Genomic DNA, 14,203 nt, shown 5'->3' with positions numbered 1-14,203 from the left:
CGAAAGGGGCATGACAGTCATTTTTTATGTTGACTGACACATCGCCTTCGCGAGCAAGCCCGCTCCCACAGGATCTATGTATGCTTCAGGTTCCTGGCAATGCCAACTGCGCATTACCAAACCCGAACGGCGCCAACGCAAACCCCTGTTCATCCACCTGCAACGCCCAGCCTTGCTTGTCCCAATCCCCCAGCACGATGCGTCGGGCGGCGTGTTCGCCCAGTTGCAACTTGTGGATGGCGGGGCGGTGGGTGTGGCCGTGGACCAGGGTCTTCACGCCGTATTGCTGCATGATCCGTGGGATCTCTTCAGGCGTGACGTCGACGATGTCATTGGCTTTCATGCGTGTCTGCGCGCGGCTTTCGCTGCGCAGCTTGCGCGCCAGTTTCTGGCGGCTGCCCAGCGGCAGGTGACGCAGGATGAACAGCGTGACCGGGTTGCGCAGCCAGCGCCGCAGCTTCATGTAGCCTTCGTCGCGGGTGCAGAGGCTATCACCGTGCATCAGCAGCACCGGCTCACCATTGAACTGCACGACGCTCGGGTCCTTGAGCAGGGTGCAGCCGGCCGCTTTGCAGAAGGCCTGCCCCAGCATGAAATCGCGATTGCCGTGCATCAGGAAAATGGCCGTGCCGCTGTCGCTCAATTCGCGCAGGGCCTGGCAGATGGAACGCTGGAACGGCGTCATGGCATCGTCGCCGATCCAGGCTTCGAAAAAGTCGCCCAGAATGTACAACGCTTGCGCCGAACGGGCGCGTGTGGCCAGTAAATCCAGAAACGCCCGGGTGATGTCCGGGCGCTCCTCTTCCAGATGCAAGTCTGAAATCAGCAGTATCACTCAATGATCTCGGCTTTCTCGATGATCACGTCTTCTGCCGGGACGTCCTGGTGGCCAGCCTTGGAAGTGGTGGCGACGCCCTTGATCTTGTCGACCACGTCGGTGCCAGCGGTGACCTTGCCGAATACCGCGTAGCCCCAGCCCTGGACGTTCTTGCCACTGTGGTTGAGGAACGCGTTGTCGGCGACGTTGATGAAGAATTGCGCGGAGGCCGAATGCGGTTCCATGGTGCGGGCCATGGCGACGGTGTACTTGTCGTTGGAGAGACCGTTGTCGGCTTCGTTCTGGATGCTTGGGCGCTTGTGTATCTTTTCCTTCATGCCCGGCTCGAAACCACCGCCTTGAATCATGAAGTTACCGATCACTCGGTGGAAAACGGTGTTCTCGTAATGGCCTGCCTTGACGTATTCAACGAAGTTGGCAACGGTAATCGGAGCCTTCTCGGCGTTCAGTTCCAGGACGATGTCGCCATGGTTGGTGGTCAGTTTGACTTGGGTCATGATTACTACTCTTTCAAGAAATTCGTGGGTTTCGGGGCGCGAACGCCCGCAACCGGTCCGGCTGCAATCGCCAGGTTGGGCAGTTTAGCGCGCCAGGCACGAAATTCGAGGCTGTTTTTCATCTGGCCGTCGATTAAATTCAATCGTTTGCCGGCCTGGCCTGTCAGGTGCTTGACAGCATCGGCTATGATACGGGCTTTGATTTATCAGGCCGCACCCGGCCGCGCACTTGTCTGTTCAAGGATCCTATGAGCAAGCCCACTGTCGACCCTACCTCGAATTCCAAGACCGGCCCGGCCGTGCCGGTCAATTTCCTGCGCCCGATCATCCAGGCGGACCTGGACTCGGGTAAGCACACACAGATCGTCACGCGTTTTCCTCCGGAGCCCAACGGCTACCTGCACATCGGCCACGCCAAGTCGATCTGCGTGAATTTCGGCCTGGCCCAGGAGTTCGGCGGCGTCACGCACCTGCGTTTCGACGACACCAACCCGGCCAAGGAAGACCAGGAATACATCGACGCAATCGAAAGCGACGTCAAGTGGCTGGGTTTCGAATGGTCCGGTGAGGTGCGCTACGCCTCGCAATATTTCGACCAGTTGCACGACTGGGCAGTGGAGCTGATCAAGTCCGGCAACGCCTATGTGTGCGACCTGACCCCCGAGCAGGCCAAGGAATACCGTGGCAGCCTGACCGAGCCGGGCAAGAACAGCCCGTTCCGTGAGCGCAGCGTGGAAGAGAACCTGGACCTGTTCGCCCGCATGCGCGCCGGTGAGTTCCCGGACGGTGCCCGGGTGTTGCGCGCCAAGATCGACATGGCCTCGCCGAACATGCACCTGCGCGACCCGATCATGTACCGCATCCGTCACGCCCATCACCACCAGACCGGCGACAAATGGTGCAGCTACCCCAACTATGACTTCACCCATGGCCAGTCGGATGCCATCGAAGGCATCACTCACTCGATCTGCACCCTGGAGTTCGAAAGCCACCGTCCGTTGTACGAGTGGTTCCTCGAGCACCTGCCGGTGCCGGCCACTCCGCGCCAGTACGAATTCAGTCGCCTGAACCTGAACTACACCATCACCAGCAAGCGCAAGCTCAAGCAACTGGTGGACGAGAAGCATGTCAATGGCTGGGACGCCCCGCGCATGTCGACGCTGTCGGGCTTCCGTCGTCGCGGCTACACACCCAAATCGATCCGCAATTTCTGCGAGATGGTCGGCACCAACCGGTCCGACGGCGTGGTGGACTTCGGCATGCTGGAATTCAGCATCCGTGACGACCTGGACCACAGCGCCCCCCGCGCCATGTGCGTGCTGCGGCCGCTGAAAGTCGTCATTACCAACTACCCGGACGGCCAGGTCGAGACCCTCGAGCTGCCGCGCCACCCGAAAGATGACCTGGGCGTGCGCGTCCTGCCATTCGCCCGGGAAATCTACATCGACCGTGACGACTTCATGGAAGAGCCGCCAAAAGGCTACAAGCGCCTGGAGCCTGCCGGTGAAGTGCGCCTGCGTGGCAGCTACGTGATCCGCGCCGACGAAGCCATCAAGGACGCCGACGGCAACATCGTCGAACTGCGTTGCTCCTACGATCCCGACTCCCTGGGCAAGAACCCGGAAGGTCGCAAGGTCAAGGGCGTGATCCACTGGGTGCCGGCCGCCGCCAGCGTCGAGTGCGAAGTGCGCCTGTACGATCGCCTGTTCCGTTCGCCGAACCCGGAGAAGGCCGAAGACAGCGCCAGCTTCCTGGACAACATCAACCCTGACTCCCTGCAAGTACTTACGGGTTGTCGTGCCGAGCCTTCGCTGGGCAACGCACAGCCGGAAGACCGTTTCCAGTTCGAGCGCGAAGGCTACTTCTGCGCGGATATCAAGGACTCGAAACCCGGTGCTCCGGTATTCAACCGTACCGTGACCTTGCGCGATTCCTGGGGTCAGTGATCAAGTCTTAAGGGAAACCCTGTGCTTACGATCTACAACACGCTCACCAAGAGCAAAGAAGTCTTCAAGCCGCTGGATGGCAACAAGGTCCGCATGTATGTCTGCGGCATGACCGTGTACGACTACTGCCACATCGGCCATGGTCGCAGCATGGTCGCCTTCGACCTGGTGACCCGCTGGTTGCGTTTCAGTGGCTACGACCTGACTTACGTGCGCAACATCACCGACATCGAAGACAAGATCATCAACCGTGCCCGTGAAAACGGCGAGCCGTACGATGCGCTGACCGAGCGCATGATCAAGGCCATGCACGAGGACGAGGCGCGCCTCAATATCCTCAAGCCGGACCTGGAGCCCCGTGCCACGGACCACATCCCGGGCATGCTGGCGATGATCCAGACCTTGATCGACAAAGGTTATGCCTACGCCCCGGGCAATGGCGACGTGTACTACCGTGTCGCCAAGTTCATGGGCTACGGCAAGCTGTCGCGCAAGAAGATCGAAGACCTGCGCATCGGCGCACGCATCGAAGTCGACGAGTCGAAGCAAGACCCGCTGGACTTCGTGCTGTGGAAGGCTGCCAAGCCGGGCGAGCCGAGCTGGGAGTCGCCATGGGGCGCCGGGCGTCCGGGCTGGCACATCGAGTGCTCGGTGATGTCCACCTGCTGCCTGGGCGAGACCTTCGACATTCATGGTGGCGGCAGCGACCTGGAATTCCCGCATCACGAAAACGAAATCGCCCAGAGCGAAGCGGCCACCGGCAAGACCTACGCCAACGCGTGGATGCATTGCGGCATGATTCGCATCAATGGCGAGAAGATGTCCAAGTCCTTGAACAACTTCTTCACCATCCGCGACGTGCTCGACAAGTACCACCCGGAAGTCGTGCGTTACCTGCTGGTGTCCAGCCACTATCGCAGCGCCATCAACTACTCGGAAGACAACCTCAAGGACGCCAAGGGGGCCCTGGAGCGTTTCTACCATGCGTTGAAGGGCCTGCCTGCCGTGGCGCCCGCTGGTGGCGAAGGGTTCGTGGCGCGTTTTACCGAAGTGATGAACGACGACTTCGGCACGCCGGAAGCCTGCGCGGTGCTGTTCGAGATGGTGCGCGAAATCAACCGTCTGCGTGAGAGCGATCTCAATGCCGCGGCCGGTCTCGCGGCCCGCCTGAAAGAACTGGCCAGCGTGCTGGGTGTGTTGCAGCTCGAAGCCGATGACTTCCTGCAGGCCGGCGCCGAAGGCCGGGTGGACGCCGCCGAGGTCGAAGCCTTGATCCAGGCGCGCCTGACCGCCCGGACCAACAAGGACTGGGCCGAATCCGACCGCATCCGCGACCAGCTCACCGCCATGGGCGTGGTACTGGAAGACGGGAAGGGCGGGACGACCTGGCGATTGGCGGACTAAGATCCTTAAAGCCTGTAATACCCCTGTGGGAGCGAGCCTGCTCGCGAATGCGGTGTGTCAGGCAGCACTTTTGTCACTGATACCCCCCGCAGTTTTTTGCATGCCAACCCTGGCAATCATTGCTTTATGAGCTAGTACTGTCAGGTCGATTCGACGTTCTCTCTGTCAGGAGTCTTCCATGTTGGCTCATTGGTCGCTTGCGGCAATCCATTTGCTGGCGTGCGCCCTCGGGGTCTGGGCGGTGCTGACGCGCGGCACGGCGCTACGACGCCTGGCGGGCGGCGTGGATGCGGTGCGGGGTGTCTTGGTCGCCGACAACGTGTGGGGCTTGTCGGCGCTGGTGCTGTTGGTGACCGGTGGGATGCGAGCGTTCGGCGGGTTCGAAAAAGGCACGGACTATTACCTGCACCAACCGCTGTTTCATCTGAAGATGACGTTGCTGCTGCTGATCCTGCTGCTGGAGATCGTGCCGATGATCGCCCTGATCAAATGGCGGATGGCGCTGGGCAAAGGGACGGCGATCGATCCTTCGAAAGCAGGCCGACTTGCGCGGATCAGCCACATCGAAGCCTTGTTGCTGATCTTGATGGTGGTCGCCGCCACAGGCATGGCGCGCGGCGTGGGCCTGGGCTGACCGGCCGCGAACGCCTGCTTCGTCATCATTAAAACGAAACGTCTGACAGCCATGCTAGAGGTCATGCCATTAGTATCGGTTCACGGGCGGGACGAAAGAAGGCGAGGAGGGCAGGGTACGGCGCGGTCGACCAGAATCTTTAGCCAGCCATTGCGACGATGCAAACGGGCTGGCTGCGGACTGCTTGCAAGGCTCAGGGAGTTTGCGGCTTGTCGGGCGCGGTGAGGCCGGCCTGAATACGCTGATAAATCTCTTCGCGATGCACCGCAACGTTCTTCGGGGCGTTGATGCCGATCCGGACCTGTTGGCCGCTAACGCCCAGAATGGTGATCGTGATGTCGTCACCAATGTTTATGCTTTCACCGACTTTGCGGGTGAGTATCAGCATGGTGTTCTCCTTGATTGCTTTATAGGGCACCTGATTCAGACAGTGCAGATGTCGGTACTGCTTATAGATTAGTGCTAAGTGTCACAATGTGGGTGCCTCTTTCTGACGTGCAGATGCTGCATTAATTCCCAGGGTGCGACTATACAGAGACGCCGGGCAGGATTCTCGTGTTTTGAGCATTGTTTGCGGCGATCTTGATGGGCACGGGTGCTAAAATCCGTGCCTCATGTCTTCCAGGGGAAACGTTGTGCGCAAATTGGCTTGGGTAATTGCGGTATTGGCACTGGCAGGATGCGGGGAAGGGCGTGACGTCGAAGCACCGAAACCGAAACCCGCCGTGACCTCCGCACCGGCCGCCGCTGCCGCACCGCAGTGGGCCGTCGAGGGTCGCGGGCAGACACCGCAGGCTGTCAGCGACCTGACCGGTTGGCGCATCGAGCACAGCTTCATGTCGACCGTGGTGCGGGAAAACGGCAAGGAGCGCGTCCTGGTCGGCCCTTTGAGCTCCGAGGCTGAAGCCAAAGCCAAGCAGGAACAGGTCACGGCCGCGTTGGTCCGGGCGAAGAAACGCAACATCGAGGCGTTGGTGGTGGATTACCCGACGGCTCAATAACCGGGCAGCCCAAAAACTCAGTTACGCCACAAAACCTGTGGGAGCGAGCTTGCTCGCGATAGCGATGGATCAGCCAATATAGATGTTGACTGACATGCCCCTATCGCGAGCAAGCTCGCTCTCACAGTGGGTTTGTGGTGTTTACAAAGGGCAGGTCAACCGCAGGCCTTCATGTCCACCGGCCCCACGAACTCGTTCCCACGCCCCATGACGCACGCCACGCTCTGGTTGCGCTGGCGTTCCCAACTTTCGACCGGGTAGGTCTTGTCCCAGGCTTCATACAGGCGCCGGTCCTGTTTCGACAGGCGCAGGCCATATTGCTTGCTCATGTAGAAGTAGGTCCGGGCGATCATCCCTCGGATGGAAGGGCGGGGCATGACCTTCTTGGCCTTGAAATCCACTTGGGTCAGGCATGAGCCGTATTGGCCCTTTTGCTCCGGCAGCCAGCCGAAACTGAAATTGCTGCGGTCGCCATTCACTTCCCCGATGCTCGGCACCAGGTTGTGCAGGTCGGCCTCGGCCCGTTGATAGACCGGATCATAGCGGGTGCAGTTCTTGCGACCGCCTGCTTGCCAGCATTGACGCTGATGGCCGATCTGCCACGCCGGAACGATATGCTCCCACTCGATACGAGCGGCGCGGCTGGCATTCTTGCGAGGTACATAACCGCAGGCGGCCAGGTTCACGCGGTTGCCGGTGTATTTGCAGCCACAATAGAACTCCGTGGATTGCGGGGCGTAGAGTTTCCAGGCGATTTTCTTGGCTTCGTTGAAGGTGCGCGGGGCACCGGCCTGCGCGCCCGTGGCGATAAACACAAGCAGTAAAGCTAAGCAGCGAACACTCATCACGCTCAATCTTCCTTCGGCACAACCCAGAAAACCTGCACGCCACCGTCGTCGCGATAGGCGAGGGTCACGTTGTCGTTCTCGTCGATTTCTTCCAGGAGGCGCTCCCACTCATCCACAGGCTCGTCGGGAAGGCGGAAGATCAGTGCGGCCTTGGCTTTTTGTGCGGTGGGGGCATTGATGATTTTCGAGACCCGCAGGCCGAGTCGCGGATAGGAATCTAAGGGGGGGGTTGCAGCGGAGGGAGTGGCCACAGGATTATCCTTATTAAGCTGTACGTGCATACAGTATTTAACCGTAGGCATTTACGCAACTACTTAAAATTCAAGAAGATCGTCTGACAGCACTTTTTTCGTTTTGGTGTAGGAGAAAGGATTTTTTTCTCCGTTAAATAAACAGGTGTCACTCGTTCAGGGTGGCGAAGCGATCGGCTGATCTCAGCGAGCGCTAAAGAAAGTGCTTCGGCGGACGATGTCCTTCGTAGGAATCCCCCTTCATGGAGTTTTGACATGGCCTTTTCCATCGGCTTTCCCAGTGCGGCAGCCGTGACCATCGGCGGCAAATCCGCAGCCACCCTGAAGGCGCTGAGCGAGGCAGAAGCCCAGGCCGCCGATGAGGCCTTGGGTACGACGCAAACCTCGGGCAAGGTCCGCACGGGCCTGGGTGCCAGCGCCGAAGCAACCGACCAGGCGCAGGAGGGTGGCAGCACCCAGAGCGTGGCCGTCCAGGTGCTGCTCAAGCGGATGCAAGAGCTGCAGCAACAGCTCCGTGAGCAGCAACAGCAACTGGCCGCCGCCGAGGCGCGCAACTATTCGACGGAGGAAGCCAAGACCTCAGCGGTCATGGCGGTTCAGGGGCAGATCGCCGATACCAGTGGCGCGTTGCTGGAAGTCACCGGCCGCCTGGTCACGGAGCTGGCCAAGGGTGCCGGCTCGGGTACGGTGGTCAACACGACAGCCTGAGCTTCTCCGTTGGATGGCGACGTTGCGGATCAAATCGCAACGTTGACAAATCCCCGAAGCCTTACCATAGTTCACTTCACGCAAACGTTTGCGCGGCGTTCCGTGCACTGATTTGCTCACAATAATCATAAGATCGGAGTGAACCCATGAAGTTGCCATTCGCTGGACGCCTTCTCGCTGTTGCCATGCTCGCGGCCGCCTCCGCTGCGCTGCCTCTCTCCTCGGCATTCGCCCAGACCGCAGAAAAACCCAAGGTCGCCCTGGTCATGAAATCCCTGGCCAACGAATTCTTCCTGACCATGGAAGACGGCGCCAAGGCTTATCAGAAGGAACACTCCGCCGATTTCGACCTGATTTCCAACGGAATCAAGGATGAAACCGACACCGCCAACCAGATCCGTATCGTCGAGCAGATGATCGTGTCCAAGGTCAATGCGCTGATCATCGCGCCCGCGGATTCCAAGGCGATGGTGCCGGTGATCAAGAAAGCCGTGGATGCCGGCATCACGGTCATCAACATCGATAACCAGCTTGATCCGGCCGTGGTCAAGAGCAAGAACATCACCGTGCCGTTCGTAGGCCCTGACAACCGCAAGGGCGCGCGTCTGGTGGGCGAATACCTGGCCAAGCAACTCAAGGCCGGTGACGAAGTCGGCATCATCGAAGGCGTGTCCACCACCACTAACGCCCAGGCCCGCACCGCGGGCTTCAAGGATGCGATGGAAGCGGCGCAGGTCAAGGTCGTGTCCCTGCAATCCGGCGATTGGGAAATCAACAAGGGCAATCAGGTGGCCGCGTCGATGCTCAGCGAATACCCGAACATCACGGCACTGCTGGCCGGTAACGACAGCATGGCGGTCGGTGCCGTATCGGCCGTGCGCGCGGCGGGCAAGGCCGGCAAGGTGCAGGTGGTGGGCTACGACAACATCAACGCCATCAAGCCGATGCTCAAGGACGGACGTGTCCTGGCGACTGCCGACCAGTTCGCTGCCAAGCAGGCGGTGTTAGGCATCGAAACAGCGCTGAAGATGCTCAAGGGCGAAAAAGTCGACAGCGGCACCAACGGCGTTATCGAAACTCCGGTCGAGCTGGTGACCAAGCCGTAATCCTGGCGACACAACGGTGCTCGCCCATCCGGGCGAGCGCATTGGAGAGTTTGTTATGTCCGTTCGCGACCCGAACGCTGTCCTGTGCGTCAGCGGTATCGGCAAGACCTATGCCCAGCCGGTACTGACCGATATCACTTTGACGTTGATGCGCGGTGAAGTGCTGGCGCTGACCGGCGAAAATGGCGCCGGCAAAAGCACCTTGTCCAAGATCATCGGTGGGCTGGTGCCGCCGACGACCGGGCAGATGCAATTTCAGGGGCAGGATTATCGTCCTGGCAGCCGGACCCAGGCTGAAGAGCTGGGCGTGCGCATGGTGATGCAGGAACTCAACCTGCTGCCGACCCTGTCCGTGGCTGAAAACCTGTTTCTCGACAACCTGCCCAGCCACGGTGGCTGGATCAGCCGCAAGCAGTTGCGCAAGGCGGCGATCGAGGCCATGGCCCAGGTGGGCCTCGATGCCATCGATCCCGACACGCTGGTCGGCGAGTTGGGGATCGGTCACCAGCAGATGGTCGAGATCGCCCGCAACCTGATCGGCGACTGCCATGTGCTGATTCTCGATGAGCCGCCCGCCATGCTCACGGCCCGCGAGGTCGAGCTGCTGTTTGAGCAGATCACGCGCCTGCAGGCGCGCGGCGTGTCGATCATCTACATTTCCCATCGCCTCGAAGAACTGGCGCGAGTTGCCCAGCGCATTGCCGTGCTGCGCGATGGCAACCTGGTCTGCGTCGAGCCGATGGCCAACTACGACAGCGAGCAACTGGTAACCCTGATGGTCGGTCGGGAGCTGGGCGAGCATATCGACCTTGGCCCACGCCAGATCGGTGCGCCGGCGTTGACGGTTAAAGGCCTGACCCGTTCCGACAAGGTCCGCGACGTGTCCTTCGAAGTGCGCAGTGGCGAAATATTCGGCATCTCCGGCCTGATCGGGGCAGGGCGCACCGAGCTGTTGCGGCTGATCTTCGGTGCCGACCCGGCCGACAGTGGTACGGTGGCGCTGGGTTCGCCGGCTCAGGTCGTGAGCATTCGCTCGCCGGCCGATGCGGTGGCCCATGGCATTGCGTTGATCACCGAAGACCGCAAGGGCGAAGGCCTGCTGCTGACCCAATCGATCGCCGCCAACATTGCCCTGGGCAACATGCCGGAGATTTCCAGCGCCGGCCTGGTCAATGGCGATGCCGAATTGGCCTTGGCCCAGCGGCAGGTCGATGCCATGCGCATCCGCAGTTCCAGCCCGACCCAATTGGTGTCCGAATTGTCGGGCGGCAACCAGCAGAAAGTCGTGATCGGTCGTTGGCTCGAACGCGGCTGTGCGGTCATGCTGTTCGACGAGCCGACCCGTGGCATCGACGTCGGTGCCAAATTCGACATTTATGCACTGCTCGGCGAGCTGACGCGCCAGGGCAAGGCGCTGGTCGTGGTGTCCAGTGACCTGCGGGAATTGATGCTGATCTGTGACCGGATCGGCGTGCTGTCCGCCGGACGCTTGATCGACACCTTCGAGCGCGACAGCTGGACCCAGGATGACTTGCTTGCCGCCGCATTCGCCGGCTACCAGAAACGTGATGCGTTGCTCAACGAAGCAGCGCCTAGGGATTTTTCATGAAAACCGCATCTGCCGTCGGCAAATCGAGTGGCAACTTCTATGGCCTCGGGACTTACCTGGGCCTGGCTGGCGCGCTGCTGGCCATGGTCGCGCTGTTCTCGGTCCTGAGCAGCCATTTCCTGTCCTATGACACGTTCAGCACCTTGGCCAACCAGATTCCCGACCTCATGGTACTGGCGGTCGGCATGACCTTCATCCTGATCATCGGCGGCATCGACCTGTCGGTGGGCTCGGTGCTCGCACTGGCAGCCTCGACGGTCAGCGTGGCCGTGCTCGGCTGGGGCTGGAGCGTCTGGCCATCGGCCTTGCTCGGCATGGCCGTGGCGGCGCTGGCGGGCACGGTCACCGGTTCGAGCACCGTGGCATGGCGGATTCCATCGTTCATCGTCTCCCTCGGCGTGCTGGAAATGGCCCGGGGCCTGGCGTACCAGATGACCGGTTCCCGGACTGCCTACATCGGCGACTCGTTCGCCTGGCTGTCCAACCCCATCGCCTTTGGCATCTCGCCTTCGTTCATCATCGCCTTGCTGGTGATCTTCGTTGCCCAAGCGGTGCTGACCCGCACGGTGTTCGGTCGCTACCTGATCGGCATCGGCACCAATGAAGAAGCCGTGCGCCTGGCCGGCATCAACCCAAAGCCTTACAAGATCCTGGTGTTCAGCCTGATGGGGCTGCTGGCCGGTGTGGCGGCGCTGTTCCAGATTTCTCGCCTGGAGGCCGCGGATCCGAACGCCGGTTCTGGGCTCGAACTGCAGGTGATCGCTGCAGTCGTCATTGGCGGCACCAGCCTGATGGGTGGGCGCGGCTCGGTCATCAGCACCTTCTTTGGCGTGCTGATCATCTCCGTGCTCGCGGCGGGCCTGGCGCAGATTGGCGCCACCGAGCCGACCAAACGCTTCATTACCGGCGCGGTGATCGTGGTGGCGGTCGTGCTCGATACCTACCGCAGCCAGCGCGCCAGTCGGCGGGCTTGAACCATGGCGACGATCAAGGATGTAGCGGCGCTCGCGGGTATTTCCTACACCACCGTGTCCCACGTGGTGAACAAGACGCGACCGGTCAGCGAGGAGGTGCGGCTCAAGGTCGAGGCGGCCATCGAGCGCCTGGACTACGTGCCCAGCGCCGTGGCCCGGTCGCTCAAGGCCAAGACCACGGCGACCATCGGCCTGCTGGTGCCCAACAGCCTCAACCCGTACTTTGCCGAACTGGCCCGGGGCATCGAGGATTACTGTGAGCGCAACGGCTATTGCGTGATCCTGTGCAACTCCGACGACAACCCGGACAAGCAGCGCAGCTACCTGCGGGTATTGCTGGAAAAACGTATCGATGGGCTGATCTTCGCGTCCACCGGCGGTGATGTCGGCCTGGCCGAGGGGCTGGCCAACGTGCGCACGCCCATGGTGATCGTCGACCGCGGGCTTGATGGTGTCGATGCGGACCTGGTGCGCATCGATCATGAATACGGTGCCTACCTGGCGACCCGGCATCTGCTGGAGCTGGGGCACCGCGATATTGCCTTCATTGGCGGCCCGGCCAATACCAGCGTGGCGCAAATGCGCTTGGCCGGTTACTGCCGAGCGCTGAAAGAGGCGGGGATCGAGTTGCCCATCGAGCGCATGCTCGAGAGCGATTTCACCAGTACCGGCGGCTACCGCGCCGCTGCGCAACTGCTTGAGCGGCAGCCGCCCAGCGCGATCTTTGCGGCCAACGACATGAGCGGCATCGGTGTGCTGCGTGCCGCCGCCGAACGCAACGTGCGCGTGCCCAGCGAACTGTCGGTCATCGGTTTCGACGACATCCAGATGAGCCGTTATGTCTATCCGGCGTTGACCACGGTGGGGCAGTCGATCCTGCAGCTTGGCGAGATGGCGGCCGAAGTGCTGCTGCTGCGTATCGCGACGCCGAGCCTTGCCACCGACCAGCGTATCGTGACGCCGAGTATTGTCCTGCGAGAGTCGACTGCACCGCTGTCCGGTACATTCGCCCAATACCGCTGAACCGAATTGATGAGTAGTGATGCATGCCAGCAAAAGTAGTGGTAATAGGCAGCCTGAACATGGACCTGGTGACCCGGGCGCCACGCCTGCCCCGTGGTGGTGAAACGCTGATTGGTCAATCGTTCGCCACCATCCCGGGTGGCAAGGGCGCCAACCAGGCGGTCGCTGCCGCGCGCCTGGGGGCGCAGGTATCGATGGTGGGTTGCGTGGGCAGCGATGCCTACGGCGAGCAATTGCGCGGCGCGTTGCTGGTCGAGGGCATCGACTGCCAGGCGGTGCGCGTGGTGGAGGATTCAAGTGGCGTGGCGCTGATTGTCGTCGATGACAACAGCCAGAATGCGATCGTCATCGTCGCCGGCGCCAACGGAGCACTTACCGCCGAGGTCCTGGACAGTGTCGATGCAGTGCTGCAAAGCGCCGATGTCATCATCTGCCAGCTCGAGGTGCCGGACGCCACCGTCGGCCATGCCCTCAAGCGCGGCCGTGAGCTTGGCAAAATCGTCATTCTCAACCCCGCGCCGGCTTCCCGTGCGTTGCCGGCCGACTGGTATGCCTGCGTCGATTATCTGATTCCCAATGAAAGCGAAGCCGCGGTGCTGAGCGGGCTGGCGGTGGAATCGTTGGAAACCGCCGAAGCCGCCGCAGCGCATCTGATCGCCGCCGGTGCCGGCAAGGTGATCGTGACCCTGGGGGCCCAGGGCTTGATGTTCGCCAACGGTGCCAGCTTCGAACATTTCCCGGCCCCGCGGGTCAAGGCAGTGGACACCACGGCGGCCGGAGACACCTTTGTCGGCGGCTTCGCGGCAGCCCTGGCTGGCGGCAAGAACGAAGTCGAAGCGATTCGTTTCGGTCAGGCCGCCGCCGCGCTGTCGGTCACCCGATCCGGCGCGCAACCTTCAATTCCCACATTGCTGGACGTACAGGCTTTCAAATCATGAAAAAGACGCCGTTGTTGAATGTGGCACTGTCACGACTGATCGCTTCCCTCGGCCATGGCGACAAGGTGGTCATCGGCGATGCCGGCCTGCCTGTGCCGCCCCAGGTCGAGTTGATCGACCTGGCCCTGACCCATGGCATTCCTGACTTTGTCAGCACCTTGAAGGTGGTGCTCAGCGAAATGCAGGTGGAAAGCCATGTTTTGGCCGAGGAAATCCTCGACAAGCAACCGTCGGCCCTGACGACCCTGCAAACATTGAATGCAGAGGGTGCGCTGGGCGAGCGGGCGCTGGTCAGTCATGAGCAATTCAAGGTCATCAGCCGACAGGCGCGGGCGATCATTCGCACCGGCGAATGCTCGCCGTACTGCAATATCGTGCTGGTCGCTGGAGTGACGTTCTAATCCTGTTCAACCCTGCACAAGGAGT

Annotated in this window: 16 protein-coding genes; 11 read left to right on the top strand and 5 right to left on the bottom strand. The window is 61.2% G+C overall.

Annotated elements, in window-relative coordinates; translation table 11 throughout:
• Positions 1-85 precede the first annotated feature (85 nt).
• Positions 86-835 carry a UDP-2,3-diacylglucosamine diphosphatase gene (locus tag HGO40_RS05620; protein ID WP_250962223.1) on the bottom strand — a complete coding sequence of 250 codons (750 nt, stop codon included), beginning with the start codon at positions 833-835 and terminating at the stop codon, positions 86-88.
• Positions 832-1,335 carry a peptidylprolyl isomerase gene (locus HGO40_RS05615; protein ID WP_250962222.1) on the bottom strand — a complete coding sequence of 168 codons (504 nt, stop codon included), beginning with the start codon at positions 1,333-1,335 and terminating at the stop codon, positions 832-834. The genes HGO40_RS05620 and HGO40_RS05615 overlap by 4 nt, the downstream gene beginning before the upstream one ends.
• 248 nt (positions 1,336-1,583) lie before the next feature.
• Between HGO40_RS05615 and HGO40_RS05610 the strand changes: the two genes are divergently transcribed.
• The 3 genes from HGO40_RS05610 to HGO40_RS05600 all read left to right on the top strand — a co-directional run bounded on the left by HGO40_RS05610 (position 1,584) and on the right by HGO40_RS05600 (position 5,319).
• The gene (locus HGO40_RS05610; protein ID WP_250962221.1) at positions 1,584-3,281 is read left to right on the top strand and encodes a glutamine--tRNA ligase/YqeY domain fusion protein; all 1,698 of its coding nucleotides are present in this window, start codon (positions 1,584-1,586) and stop codon (positions 3,279-3,281) included.
• Positions 3,282-3,302: 21 nt separating this feature from the next.
• Positions 3,303-4,685, top strand: coding sequence for a cysteine--tRNA ligase (gene cysS, locus HGO40_RS05605; protein ID WP_250962220.1), 1,383 nt, complete (start codon positions 3,303-3,305; stop codon positions 4,683-4,685).
• Positions 4,686-4,863: 178 nt separating this feature from the next.
• A complete protein-coding gene (locus tag HGO40_RS05600) occupies positions 4,864-5,319 on the top strand; it encodes a DUF2214 family protein (protein WP_250962219.1) in 456 nt (151 codons plus the stop codon).
• Between the two features lie 193 nt (positions 5,320-5,512).
• Here the strand turns inward: HGO40_RS05600 and csrA are convergent, their stop codons facing one another.
• Positions 5,513-5,707 (bottom strand): carbon storage regulator CsrA, encoded by a 195-nt coding sequence (gene csrA, locus HGO40_RS05595; protein WP_003179932.1) that lies wholly within the window; start codon positions 5,705-5,707, stop codon positions 5,513-5,515.
• A gap of 247 nt (positions 5,708-5,954) precedes the next feature.
• On the opposite strand from csrA, the gene HGO40_RS05590 reads away from it, so the two are divergent.
• The gene (locus HGO40_RS05590) at positions 5,955-6,320 is read left to right on the top strand and encodes an SPOR domain-containing protein (RefSeq protein WP_250962218.1); all 366 of its coding nucleotides are present in this window, start codon (positions 5,955-5,957) and stop codon (positions 6,318-6,320) included.
• A 155-nt stretch (positions 6,321-6,475) separates the two neighbouring features.
• Here HGO40_RS05590 and HGO40_RS05585 read toward each other — a convergent pair whose 3' ends face one another.
• Together HGO40_RS05585 and HGO40_RS05580 are read right to left on the bottom strand one after the other, a co-directional pair.
• Complete coding sequence (locus HGO40_RS05585) at positions 6,476-7,165, bottom strand: endonuclease (protein ID WP_186706626.1); 690 nt, start codon at positions 7,163-7,165, stop codon at positions 6,476-6,478.
• Between the two features lie 5 nt (positions 7,166-7,170).
• Positions 7,171-7,470: a DUF1654 domain-containing protein gene (locus HGO40_RS05580; RefSeq protein WP_250962217.1), complete on the bottom strand. Its 300-nt coding sequence runs from the start codon at positions 7,468-7,470 to the stop codon at positions 7,171-7,173.
• 204 nt (positions 7,471-7,674) lie between these two features.
• Here HGO40_RS05580 and HGO40_RS05575 point away from each other — a divergent pair, with 204 nt between their 5' ends.
• The 7 genes from HGO40_RS05575 (at position 7,675) to rbsD (ending at position 14,178) form a co-directional block, all read left to right on the top strand.
• Positions 7,675-8,127, top strand: a complete 453-nt coding sequence (locus tag HGO40_RS05575) for a hypothetical protein (protein WP_250962216.1) — start codon at positions 7,675-7,677, stop codon at positions 8,125-8,127.
• 146 nt (positions 8,128-8,273) lie between these two features.
• Complete coding sequence (locus HGO40_RS05570) at positions 8,274-9,233, top strand: sugar ABC transporter substrate-binding protein (protein WP_250962215.1); 960 nt, start codon at positions 8,274-8,276, stop codon at positions 9,231-9,233.
• Between the two features lie 55 nt (positions 9,234-9,288).
• On the top strand, positions 9,289-10,842 hold the full coding sequence (locus HGO40_RS05565; RefSeq protein ID WP_250962214.1) for a sugar ABC transporter ATP-binding protein: 1,554 nt from the start codon (positions 9,289-9,291) through the stop codon (positions 10,840-10,842).
• On the top strand, positions 10,839-11,816 hold the full coding sequence (locus tag HGO40_RS05560; RefSeq protein ID WP_250962213.1) for an ABC transporter permease: 978 nt from the start codon (positions 10,839-10,841) through the stop codon (positions 11,814-11,816). The genes HGO40_RS05565 and HGO40_RS05560 overlap by 4 nt, the downstream gene beginning before the upstream one ends.
• A gap of 3 nt (positions 11,817-11,819) precedes the next feature.
• Positions 11,820-12,839: a LacI family DNA-binding transcriptional regulator gene (locus HGO40_RS05555; protein WP_250962212.1), complete on the top strand. Its 1,020-nt coding sequence runs from the start codon at positions 11,820-11,822 to the stop codon at positions 12,837-12,839.
• Between the two features lie 23 nt (positions 12,840-12,862).
• A complete protein-coding gene (gene rbsK / locus HGO40_RS05550; RefSeq protein ID WP_250962211.1) occupies positions 12,863-13,777 on the top strand; it encodes a ribokinase in 915 nt (304 codons plus the stop codon).
• Entirely contained in the window at positions 13,774-14,178 is a 405-nt protein-coding gene (gene rbsD / locus HGO40_RS05545) for a D-ribose pyranase (protein WP_250962210.1), read from the top strand. The genes rbsK and rbsD overlap by 4 nt, the downstream gene beginning before the upstream one ends.
• The last annotated feature ends 25 nt before the right edge of the window (positions 14,179-14,203 follow it).

The sequence above is a fragment of the Pseudomonas sp. CG7 genome (assembly GCF_023701885.1).
Lineage (GTDB): Bacteria > Pseudomonadota > Gammaproteobacteria > Pseudomonadales > Pseudomonadaceae > Aquipseudomonas > Aquipseudomonas zanjanensis.
The sequence above is the reverse complement of the archived record's forward strand: the minus strand, read 5'-3'. Positions and strand labels throughout refer to the sequence as shown.

Excerpts from the sequence above, each read along its gene's own strand:
- HGO40_RS05615 (WP_250962222.1), bottom strand. The coding sequence starts at position 1,335 with ATGACCCAAGTCAAACTGACCACCAACCATGGCGACATCGTCCTGGAA.
- HGO40_RS05610 (WP_250962221.1), top strand. The coding sequence starts at position 1,584 with ATGAGCAAGCCCACTGTCGACCCTACCTCGAATTCCAAGACCGGCCCG.
- HGO40_RS05600 (WP_250962219.1), top strand. The coding sequence starts at position 4,864 with ATGTTGGCTCATTGGTCGCTTGCGGCAATCCATTTGCTGGCGTGCGCC.
- csrA (WP_003179932.1), bottom strand. The coding sequence starts at position 5,707 with ATGCTGATACTCACCCGCAAAGTCGGTGAAAGCATAAACATTGGTGAC.
- HGO40_RS05585 (WP_186706626.1), bottom strand. The coding sequence starts at position 7,165 with ATGAGTGTTCGCTGCTTAGCTTTACTGCTTGTGTTTATCGCCACGGGC.
- HGO40_RS05580 (WP_250962217.1), bottom strand. The coding sequence starts at position 7,470 with ATGCCTACGGTTAAATACTGTATGCACGTACAGCTTAATAAGGATAAT.
- HGO40_RS05575 (WP_250962216.1), top strand. The coding sequence starts at position 7,675 with ATGGCCTTTTCCATCGGCTTTCCCAGTGCGGCAGCCGTGACCATCGGC.
- HGO40_RS05570 (WP_250962215.1), top strand. The coding sequence starts at position 8,274 with ATGAAGTTGCCATTCGCTGGACGCCTTCTCGCTGTTGCCATGCTCGCG.
- HGO40_RS05565 (WP_250962214.1), top strand. The coding sequence starts at position 9,289 with ATGTCCGTTCGCGACCCGAACGCTGTCCTGTGCGTCAGCGGTATCGGC.
- HGO40_RS05560 (WP_250962213.1), top strand. The coding sequence starts at position 10,839 with ATGAAAACCGCATCTGCCGTCGGCAAATCGAGTGGCAACTTCTATGGC.
- HGO40_RS05555 (WP_250962212.1), top strand. The coding sequence starts at position 11,820 with ATGGCGACGATCAAGGATGTAGCGGCGCTCGCGGGTATTTCCTACACC.
- rbsK (WP_250962211.1), top strand. The coding sequence starts at position 12,863 with ATGCCAGCAAAAGTAGTGGTAATAGGCAGCCTGAACATGGACCTGGTG.
- rbsD (WP_250962210.1), top strand. The coding sequence starts at position 13,774 with ATGAAAAAGACGCCGTTGTTGAATGTGGCACTGTCACGACTGATCGCT.